Annotated in this window: 9 protein-coding genes; 8 read left to right on the forward strand and 1 reads right to left on the reverse strand. The window is 68.9% G+C overall.

Annotated elements, in window-relative coordinates; all coding sequences use genetic code 11:
• Positions 1-106: 106 nt before the first annotated feature.
• Genes JGU66_26220 through JGU66_26230 form a run of 3 tightly spaced genes read left to right on the forward strand, consistent with a single transcriptional unit; the run spans position 107 to position 1,963 of the window.
• Entirely contained in the window at positions 107-850 is a 744-nt protein-coding gene (locus JGU66_26220; protein ID MBJ6764287.1) for a MotA/TolQ/ExbB proton channel family protein, read from the forward strand.
• Positions 851-857: 7 nt separating this feature from the next.
• On the forward strand, positions 858-1,376 hold the full coding sequence (locus JGU66_26225) for a biopolymer transporter ExbD (GenBank protein MBJ6764288.1): 519 nt from the start codon (positions 858-860) through the stop codon (positions 1,374-1,376).
• Positions 1,377-1,378: 2 nt separating this feature from the next.
• Positions 1,379-1,963 (forward strand): biopolymer transporter ExbD, encoded by a 585-nt coding sequence (locus tag JGU66_26230; GenBank protein MBJ6764289.1) that lies wholly within the window; start codon positions 1,379-1,381, stop codon positions 1,961-1,963.
• Between the two features lie 40 nt (positions 1,964-2,003).
• On the opposite strand, the gene JGU66_26235 is transcribed toward JGU66_26230, so the two are convergent.
• Positions 2,004-2,399: a TraR/DksA family transcriptional regulator gene (locus tag JGU66_26235; protein MBJ6764290.1), complete on the reverse strand. Its 396-nt coding sequence runs from the start codon at positions 2,397-2,399 to the stop codon at positions 2,004-2,006.
• 270 nt (positions 2,400-2,669) lie between these two features.
• Here JGU66_26235 and trmFO point away from each other — a divergent pair, with 270 nt between their 5' ends.
• The 5 genes from trmFO to hslV all read left to right on the forward strand — a co-directional run bounded on the left by trmFO (position 2,670) and on the right by hslV (position 9,486).
• Positions 2,670-4,046: a methylenetetrahydrofolate--tRNA-(uracil(54)-C(5))-methyltransferase (FADH(2)-oxidizing) TrmFO gene (trmFO, locus tag JGU66_26240; GenBank protein MBJ6764291.1), complete on the forward strand. Its 1,377-nt coding sequence runs from the start codon at positions 2,670-2,672 to the stop codon at positions 4,044-4,046.
• Entirely contained in the window at positions 4,043-5,674 is a 1,632-nt protein-coding gene (locus JGU66_26245; protein ID MBJ6764292.1) for a PD40 domain-containing protein, read from the forward strand. The genes trmFO and JGU66_26245 overlap by 4 nt, the downstream gene beginning before the upstream one ends.
• Positions 5,675-5,734: 60 nt before the next feature.
• Positions 5,735-7,972 (forward strand): kinesin, encoded by a 2,238-nt coding sequence (locus JGU66_26250; GenBank protein MBJ6764293.1) that lies wholly within the window; start codon positions 5,735-5,737, stop codon positions 7,970-7,972.
• Between the two features lie 13 nt (positions 7,973-7,985).
• Entirely contained in the window at positions 7,986-8,888 is a 903-nt protein-coding gene (locus JGU66_26255) for a tyrosine recombinase XerC (protein MBJ6764294.1), read from the forward strand.
• 70 nt (positions 8,889-8,958) lie between these two features.
• On the forward strand, positions 8,959-9,486 hold the full coding sequence (hslV, locus tag JGU66_26260) for an ATP-dependent protease subunit HslV (GenBank protein MBJ6764295.1): 528 nt from the start codon (positions 8,959-8,961) through the stop codon (positions 9,484-9,486).
• Positions 9,487-9,513 lie beyond the last annotated feature (27 nt).

The raw sequence follows: 9,513 nt of genomic DNA on the forward strand, positions 1-9,513 counted from the left end.
GCGGCGGCGCCCTAGAAGTCCAGGCTGCTCCCTCCTGTGGCAGCACCTGGCGCCCCTGTCCGGATGGGCGCCCGCGGGGGCGGGTGGCGAAAGGATCCTGGGCGCAATGATTCCGTCGGTGAGCGAGCTGCTGGACGTGGTGGTCGCCAATACCCCCGCGGAGGCCGGCCACTCCGGTGGCCTCGTGGATTTCATCGTCAGTGCCTTCAAGGCGGGCGGCCCCTTCATGTACGTGAACCTCTTCTGGTTCGCGTGCTCGGTGGCCGTGGTGCTGGAGCGGGCCATCACCTTGTTGTTCCGCTACAACCTCAACGCGCCGCCCTTCGTCGAGCAGATCAACAAGCTCGTGCGCAGCGGCAACCTGGATCGCGCGGTGAAGCTGTGCAGCGCGGCGCCGCACTCGCCGCTGGCGAAGGTCATCCGCGCGGGGCTGGCCAACGCCAACCGCGGCGAGATTGAAGTCGCCAAGGCCATCGAGGAGGCCATGGCCGAGCACTCGCCGCACGTGTCTCGGCGCATCCCCTGGCTGTGGTCGCTGGCGAACATCGCCACGCTGGTCGGGCTGGTGGGCACCATCTACGGCCTCATCAACACGTTCCGCGCGCTCGGCAACGTCCCGGCGGAGCAGAAGCAGGCGCTGCTCTCCAACGGTATCTCCGAGGCCATGTACAACACGGGCTTCGGTCTCTCCATCGCCGTCATCTGCATCATCTCGCACCTGTTCCTCACCAACTACGCGAAGAACATGGTGGAGACGGTGGAGCTGCATGCGCTGAAGCTGGAGAACCTGCTGTCGCGGCGCGGCGGCGCGGACCCCGCGACCACGGAACTCGAGGCCCGCGCGTCCTGAGGGCCTCATGGCGTTCTACTACTCGCGACGCAAGCTGAAGCCTCGTGAGGAAGAAGAGACGGGCGAGCTGAACATCGTCCCGTACCTCGACATCCTCATGAACCTCATCATCTTCATGCTGCTGTCCATCACCGGCCTGGCCGCGTTCGGGACGCTGAACGTCAACGCGCCCAACTACGGGGCTCCCTCGGCCGGGGTGGCGCAGGAGAACGCGGATCAGCCCAAGCTGACGCTCTCCGTGCTCATCTCCAAGAAGGGGCACTACATCAGCAGCGAGAACGCCATCCTCGGCGAGGAGGGCGTGCCGTCGGTGCCCATGAAGGCGGACGGCAGCTACAACTTCGAGGAGCTGACCGCGCAGATGGTGAAGATCAAGGGCGCCTTCCCCAAGGAGACCAAGGTCATCGTCGCCGCGGAGCCCGAGACGCCCTACGAGGTGCTCATCCAGACGATGGACGCCATCCGCGAGACGCAGGGCACGGGCCGGCAGTTGCTCTTTCCGGATGTCACGCTGGGGACGCTCTGACCATGGCCGAGCCCACCACGCCCGCCCCGATGAGCGCCGTCGAAGAGGAGCAGCTCGCGCGCATGCGCTACCGCCGCGCGCTGGTGCGCAAGAAGCGCAAGGAGCGCGAGGCGGCGGGGGAGATCAAGGAACTCAACATCACCGCGATGATGGACATGATGACCATCATCCTGGTGTTCCTCCTCAAGTCCTTCGCCTCGTCCTCGGCGGCCATCACCGCCTCCGAGGATGTGCGGCCTCCGGTGTCCACGACGCGGGCCACGCCCAAGGACACCGTGGCGGTCACCATCACCCCCAAGAACATCATGGTGGGGGACAAGGAAGTGGTCCGCCTGAAGGAAGGGCGCATCCCCGCGGATCAGCTCCAGGGGCGGCTGGTGCCCGCGCTCGACGTGCAGCTCAAGAAGGAAGTGGAGAAGCTGAAGTACATCGCCTCGCGCAACCCGGCGGCGCCCTTCAGCCACGAGCTGTCCGTCATCGCGGACAAGAAAGTGCCCTACGACATGCTCCTCACCGTGCTGTACACGGCGGGGCAGAACGAGCTGGAGAACTACCGCTTCGTCGTGCTCAAGAAGGGCGACGACTGAGGGCGCTCCCTCGTGCCGCGAGGGAGCACCCGCGGAGTCCCTAGAGCGTGGGCGCGGCGGTGGTGTGGCCCCCACGCATCTCCAGCTCGTGGCGGGTGGCGTCCTCCTCGCAGCGAATGGCGAAGGGCAGGGCCTCCAGCCGCTCGATGGGGATGTCCGTGCCGCAGTCCACGCAGGTCCCGAACACGCCCATGTCCATGCGGCGCAAGGCCGCGTCGATGAGCATCACCTCGCGGCGCTGGGACTCGACCAGGCTGGACAGGGTGTAGTCCGCCAGCTCGGATTGGGCGTTCTCCTCGTACTCGGGATCGCGCTCCTGTTCCTTCAGGGCGCTGAGTTCCCGGTGCGCGCCATCGCTGGCGCTCAGCAGCTCGCGGCGGCGCCGCTGGAGGATGGCGCGGATCCGCATCAGGTCTTTCTCTCGGCTCGTGGCCATGCTCGCCTCCGGATGGGAGTGGACTGGCGCTCGCCCGGACGCTCACCGTCGTCCGAGCTGAGACCGGGGAAAGGTGGGGACGCGGCCCCCCTGGGGGAACCACCCCCTCGCCCTGGATGCCGTGGCGGGCCGGGGAGGGGGCGGGCGGCCTGGACCCGAGGGCGCGTGCCTGGGGTTGACGGGAGTGGTTTCGCGGCTGGGAAACGGCGGGGGCTTCCTGCTAACAGGAGGGCGACGGGACGTGCCTCTGCGGCGAGCCCGGGAGGTCTCATGTCGGACGTGAAGCAGCAGCGGGTGACGGTGGTGGGGGCGGGGTTGGCGGGGACCGAGTGCGCCTATCAGCTCGCGCGTCGCGGAGTGCCGGTGGTGCTGCGCGAGATGAAGCCCCAGAAGCGCTCGCCCGCGCACAAGTCCGACTCGCTCGCGGAGCTGGTGTGCAGCAACTCGCTGCGCTCGGACAACCCGGAGAGCGCCATTGGCCTGCTGCACGCGGAGCTGCGCGCGCTGGGCTCGCTCGTGCTGGGCAGCGCGGACGCGAACCGGGTGCCGGCGGGCGACGCGCTGGCGGTGGAGCGTGAGCGCTTCTCGGCCACCATCACCGAGCGGCTGCGCCAGCTCCCCAACGTGGAGATGGTGGCGGGCGAGGTGGAGCGGTTGCCCGACGAGGGACTGATGGTGGTGGCCACGGGGCCGCTCACGTCGGACGCGCTCACCGCCGAGCTGGAGCGGCACGTGGGCCAGAAGCTCTATTTCTATGACTCCATCGCGCCCATCGTGTCGGGGGACTCCATCGACATGAACGTGGCGTTCCGTCAGAGCCGGTACGGCAAGGGTGGAGGCGATGACTACCTCAACCTGCCCATGACGAAGGACGAGTACTACCGGTTCATCGCCGAAGTGAAGGCCGGGCAGAAGCTGGTTCCGCACGCCTTCGAGGAACCCAAGTACTTCGAAGGGTGTCTGCCCATCGAGGTGATGGCTGAGCGCGGAGACGAAACCCTGGCCTATGGGCCCATGAAGCCGGTGGGCCTGAGGGATCCACGCACCGGGTTGGACCCGTACGCGGTCGTCCAGCTGCGCATGGAGGACACCGCGGGCACGGCCTGGAACATGGTGGGCTTCCAGACGCGCCTGACGTGGGGCGAGCAGAAGCGCATCTTCTCCACCTGCATCCCGGGGCTCCAGCAGGCCGAGTTCCTGCGCATGGGGCAGATCCACCGCAACACGTTCATCGACTCGCCACGGCTGCTCGCGCGGGACCTGTCGCTCAAGTCCGAGTCGCGGCTGTTCTTCGCGGGGCAGATCACCGGCGTGGAGGGCTACGTGGAGAGCGCCGCGTGTGGCTATCTGGTGGCGCTCGCGGTGCATGCCCGCCTGCGGGGCGCGGAGTGGACGCCGCCGCCCGCGACCACGGCGCTGGGCTCGCTGTACCGGCACGTGACGGGCGAGGCGCATCCGCCGGATCATCCGCACCAGCCCACGAACGTCATCTTCGGTATCTTTCCTCCGCTGGCGGGGCGGGTGAAGAAGGCGGACAAGCGCGCGGCGTACTCGGCGCGCGCGAAGGAAGACCTCACGGCCTGGCTGCCGAGCGCGGGAATCCCGAGCGCTGAGTCCACGGGGCACGACGAGCAGAGGAGCGCATGATGCGGCTTCGGAGAGTCTGGACGGCGGGCCTGCTGGCCGCCCTCGCGGTGTCGGGGTGCAAGCGCAACAGCGAGGAGCGAGGCACGACCGCTCGCGGCGGAAGCAAGGCCGCGGGAGACACGGTGGCCAGCGCGGCGCGCGGCGGCCCCAAGGTGGGCGGGATGGGGACGCTCCTGGCCGCGGGCAAGACCTCGGACCTGCGCGTGTCGCCGGATGGTCAGTTCGGCGCGTTCCTCATGAACGGGCAGAAGCCGCATCTGGACGGCATCCCGCCGCAGATGCTGGTGGGCTCGCTGTTCGTCGTTCCGGTCGAAGGGGGCAAGCCGCGCGAGATTGGCGCGGGTGTGACGAACGTGCCGGGCGGGCTCCTCTTCGCGCCGGACTCCCGGCACCTCTTGTTCCTCACGGGCTACAACCCCGCCGTGCAGTCCGGCGAGCTGCACGTGCTGCCGCTCACCGACGCCACGGCCGAGCCCGTGACGCTGGGCACGGCGGTCACGTACATGCTGCCCAGCCCCGATGGGACGCGGCTGGCGTTCGTGGATGGCGGCGTGCTGAAGCTCGGCGCGCTGCCCGCGGGGCCGTTCCAGAATGTGGCAGGTGAGGTGAGCACCGCGCAGTTCACGCCCGACGGCAAGACGCTGTTGTTCAAGCGGCGGCTCACGGCCGCGGGCGGGCTCGCGGCGGTGCGAGTCGACGCACCTGGAACACTCGTGAAGCTGGCGGATCAGGTGGGGGACTACCAGGTCTCGGTGGACGGCGCGCGCATCGCCTATCAGGTGCGCAGCGAGTCCGCGCGCGGCATGTACGACTTGTTCCTCGCGGATGCCGCGTCGCTGAAGGGGCAGCGGCTGGCGGTGGGCTCGAAGGCCTTTGCGTTCTCTCCGGATGGGAAGTGGTTGGCGCGCACGGAGAATGGCAAGCCCGAGCAACTGGGCGACCTGCACGTCGGGCCTGCCGCGGGCGGCCCCGGGCGCAAGTTTGGCGAAGCGGTGGAGGAGTTCGCCTTCGCGCCGGACTCGAAGGCGGTGGGCTTCCTGGAGAAGTACGACCAGCCAGCCCGAGCGGGCGCGATGACCGTGGCGACGCTGCCGGATGGAGCGCCGCGACAGGTGGGCTCGCGCGTGCCGAACTTCGTCTGGGGCACGGACAGTCGCTACGTCGCGTTCCTCTCGCGCTTCTTGCGGCCGGTCTACTCGGTGGACCTGATGCTGTACCCGGTGGGCGGCGAGAAGGCGGAGAAGGTGGGCCGCGGTGTCTTCGGCTACGGCTTCATGCCTGGCAACGAGGCGGTCATCTTCCGCACCAACTGCATCCGCGATGGACGCGCGTGCGACTTCAAGGCGCTCGACCTTCAGGACCGGGCGACGGAGCCGAAGACGTGGCTCCAGGGCATCTACACGTACAAGGTGTCCGGTGATGGCGGTCGCGTGCTCGCGACCTATGCGCGCATGGACTCGGACACGTATGACGTGGCTGTCTACGATGTGAAGACGCAGGCGCGGAAGACGCTCGACCAGGGCGTGCAGGTGCCGGCGTACTTCGCGGGCAAGAATGACTCGCGGGCGCTGTACCTCATCACCCAGGGAGCCAACCCTGGCGTCTATACGGCGGTCGCGAGGCCCTGAGGTCGCGCCGCGTCTGGAAAGGTGCGGCGCGCGCGGGGGTGTGCTGTGTTCCCTCGCGGAATGACTTCGCTCGTCTATCGCCGCTATGGCGGCTCGCTTCAGGTCGACATCCCGACCTTCGATGTCCTCACCGAGGCCGTGCGCATCCCGGCCACCCAGTGGATCGCCACGGCCTGTCCGCTCGAGGGACTGAGCTGTGATGCGCGCTTCCTCAAGTTCGTGGACGCGGATGGCAATGGCCGCATCCGCGTCGAGGAGGTTCGCGCCGCGGTGGAGTGGACCGCGCAGCGGCTGAAGGATCGCCGGGGAGCGGACGCGTCCAGTGACGTGCTGGAGCTGGCCGCGGTCTCGGATGCTGGCGCGGCGCTGAAGGACGCGGCGCGGATGATCCTCCAGACGCTGAACGCGCCGGACGCGACGCGCATCTCGCTGGAGCAGGTGCGCGCCAGCGACAAGGCGCTGCGAGACGCGGGCAAGAACGGCGACGGGCTCGTGGCCCCCGCGTCGCTGCCCGAGCGCCTGCGTCCGCTGGGCGAGGCCATCCAGTCTTCATTCCCCGAGGTGAAGAACCGCGCGGGGAAGCCCGGCATCGACGTGGCCGCGGTGCAGCGGTTCCGCGAGGCGCGTGGGACGTTGCTCGCGCACTTGGAGCAACGCGCGGGCCTCTTCTCCTGGGGCGAGGCCAGCCTGGAGCGGGCCCGGCGCGTGCGAGAGATGGCGCCGCTCCTGGACGGCTACTTCCTGCAGTGCCGACTGGTGGCCGCGCAGCCCGAGGCGGCGGCGAGCCTGCGTCTGCGCGCGGAGCGAGTCGAGGGCGCGCTCGGAGATTTGACCGCGCTGGGCAAGGCCGCGGACGAGCTGCCGGTGGCTCCGCCCGAGTCGTCGGGCGTGCTGACCTGGGCGAAGCTGTTCCGCGGGCCGGCCTATGAGCGACTGGAGTCCTTCCGCCGCGACGTGGTCGTGCCGCTCCTGGGCGACGGTGAGCGCCTCACCGACACGGCGTGGCGCGAGCTGAGCGCGAAGGCGAGCGGCATCCTCACGTGGAACGACACGCTGGAGGCGAGCCCGCTGAAGAAGCACGTGGAGCTGCTGCCCGGCGTGCGCGACGAGGACCTCGACGCCATCGAGGCCGCGAGCCGCGAGGACCTGGCGCTCCAGGGCACCTTGGGCGCCATCGACGAGCTGGAGCGGATCATCCTGTACCAGCGCTGGCTGCTGGTGTTCGCCAACAACTTCATCAGCATGCCCGACCTGTACCTGCCGAAGCGGCGGGCGCTGGTGGAGAAGGGCACGCTCATCATGGCCGGCCGCAAGTACATGCTGTCGGTGCTGGCGAAGGATCGCGCGCAGCACGCGGCCCTCACGGGGCAGGGCACCACCTGCATTCTCTACGTCAGCGTGGCGCCCAAGGAGGGCGGTGCCAGCTACGAGGTGGCGGTGCCCGTCACGCGGGGGCGCAGCACCGAGCTGGGCGTGGGCAAGCGCGGCGTCTTCTACGACGTGGAGGGCAAGGAGCACGACGCCACCGTCACGCAGGTCATCCGGCAGCCCGTGTCGCTGTGGGAGTCCATGACCATGCCGTTCGCTCGCATCGGCACCTTCATCACCTCGAAGGTGGAGGGGCTCGCGTCCACGGGCGAGAAGACCTTCGATTCGACGCTGGAGAAGGGCTACACGCAGACGGTGGCCGCCGTGCCGCCGCCTCCTGCTCCGGCCGCTCCCGTCGCGGGAGCTCCAGCGGGTGGTGTGGCGGGCGTGCTCGCGGCGGGCGGCATCGCCTTCGCGGCGCTGGGCTCGTCGCTGGCCTTCATCCTGACGCAGGTCAAGGCGCTGACGCTGGTGGACCTCGTCACCGCGGTGACGCTCATCGCCATCGTGGTGATGGGCCCCGCGGGGCTCCTGGGTTGGCTCAAGCTGCGCCGTCGCAACCTCGCGCTGCTGCTCGAGGGGGCGGGGTGGGCGCTGAACGATCGCTTGATGCTCACGTCGGACCTGTCGGCGCTGGTCACCCGTCGTCCCAAGCTCCCGGCGCAAGCCCGGGTGGATCACCTGGACGTGGTGCGCAGCGCGCTCCACCGCGATCCCGAAGACGACGAGCGCGAGGGCATGTCGTGGTGGGCCCGCGCGGGCCTGACGTTGGCCATCGTCTTCGTCCTGCTGTGGCAGGTCCGCGAGCCGCTCACCGCGTACCTGTGCACGCATGGCTGGCTGTCCGAGGACATGTGCCGGGCGTTGTTGCCGCAGCAGATGCCCCCCGCGCCGCCGCTCGTCGCGCCTCCCGCGGCGACCAAGCCGTAGCTCGGAGTCCGCCGTGTCGAACCTGTCGCCGCTGCTCGAGAAGTTCCGCGCCCACCTGGAGGACGAGAAGGGCGCGTCGCCGCACACCGTGCGCAACTATCTCATCGACCTGGTGGACTACGAGCGCTACCTCGTCGAGCGGATGAAGCTGTCGCTCCTGGCCGGCTCGCACGCGGCCATCCGCGGCTACCTGGGCACGCTGAGCGTGGACCATGCACCCGCGAGTCGCGCGCGACGGCTCGCGAGCATCAAGTCCTTCTACAAGTACCTGGTGCGGCAGAAGCTCTTGTCGGCGAGCCCCGCCAAGTTGGTGAAGAGCCCCAAGCTGCCCAAGACGTTGCCGAAGGTGCTGCCGGTGGAGGAGGTCTTCGCCATCCTCGACATGCCGGACCTCGCGTCCGTGCTCGGGTTGCGCGACAAGGCCATCCTGGAGATCCTCTACGGCGGCGGACTGCGCATCAGCGAACTGTGCGGCCTGGACCTGCTCGATGTGGACCGCGGCAGCCGCATTGTCCGAGTGATGGGCAAGGGCAGCAAGGAGCGGCTCGTGCCGCTCAACGCGCAGTCCATCCGCGCGCTGGAGGCGTATCTGGCGCGGCGGGGCGAGCTGCTCGCGTTGCCTCGGCCCGCACAGGCACCAGATGCGATGTTCCTCAACTTCCGCGGTGGGCGCCTGACGCCTCGGAGCATTGCCCGCCACCTGGACGACTACGTTCTTCAGTGCGCCCTGGCTCGCCGGGTGAGCCCGCATGCGATGCGTCACTCCTTCGCCACCCACCTGCTGGGCGGAGGAGCGGACATCCGCAGCATCCAGGAGCTGCTGGGCCACGCCAGCTTGTCCACCACCCAGAAGTACACCCACGTCACCTTCGAGCAGCTTCAGGAGGTCTATGACGCCGCGCACCCTCGCGCGTAGGGTGCGCGAGCGGACAGCGGCTCGGTGTTTCCTGGTAGCGGGCGGGGTGGCTTGTTAGATCCCCGGGACCATGTTCCACGGCACCACCATTCTTTGTGTGCGGCGCGACGGAAAGGTCGTCATCGCGGGCGACGGACAAGTCAGCCTCGACAAGACCATCATGAAGAACACGGCGCGCAAGGTGCGCCGCATCGGAGAGGGGCAGGTGCTCGCGGGCTTCGCGGGCAGCACCGCCGATGCCTTCACCTTGTTCGAGCGCTTCGAGGCCAAGCTGAAGGAGCACCAGAAGAACCTGGCGCGCGCGTGCGTGGAGCTGGGCAAGGACTGGCGCACCGACAGGTACTTGCGCCGCCTGGAGGCGCTGCTCATCGTCGCGGACCGGGAGAAGACCTTCATCCTCTCGGGCGCGGGCGATGTGATTGAGCCGGACCACGGCATCGCCGCGGTGGGCAGCGGTGGTTCCTATGCGCTGTCCGCGGCGCGCGCGCTGTTGGACCACACGAAGCTGCCTGCTCGCGACGTGTGCACGCATGCCATGGCCATTGCCGCGGACATCTGCGTGTACACCAACTCCAACGTCACCTACGAAGAGCTCTGAGAGGTCTCCCCGTGGCAGAAACGCGCA

The organism is Myxococcaceae bacterium JPH2, from assembly GCA_016458225.1.
Taxonomy (GTDB): domain Bacteria; phylum Myxococcota; class Myxococcia; order Myxococcales; family Myxococcaceae; genus Citreicoccus.

Coding starts and splice junctions, on each gene's coding strand:
- JGU66_26220 (MBJ6764287.1), top strand. CDS start 107: ATGATTCCGTCGGTGAGCGAGCTGCTGGACGTGGTGGTCGCCAATACC.
- JGU66_26225 (MBJ6764288.1), top strand. CDS start 858: ATGGCGTTCTACTACTCGCGACGCAAGCTGAAGCCTCGTGAGGAAGAA.
- JGU66_26230 (MBJ6764289.1), top strand. CDS start 1,379: ATGGCCGAGCCCACCACGCCCGCCCCGATGAGCGCCGTCGAAGAGGAG.
- JGU66_26235 (MBJ6764290.1), bottom strand. CDS start 2,399: ATGGCCACGAGCCGAGAGAAAGACCTGATGCGGATCCGCGCCATCCTC.
- trmFO (MBJ6764291.1), top strand. CDS start 2,670: ATGTCGGACGTGAAGCAGCAGCGGGTGACGGTGGTGGGGGCGGGGTTG.
- JGU66_26245 (MBJ6764292.1), top strand. CDS start 4,043: ATGATGCGGCTTCGGAGAGTCTGGACGGCGGGCCTGCTGGCCGCCCTC.
- JGU66_26250 (MBJ6764293.1), top strand. CDS start 5,735: ATGACTTCGCTCGTCTATCGCCGCTATGGCGGCTCGCTTCAGGTCGAC.
- hslV (MBJ6764295.1), top strand. CDS start 8,959: ATGTTCCACGGCACCACCATTCTTTGTGTGCGGCGCGACGGAAAGGTC.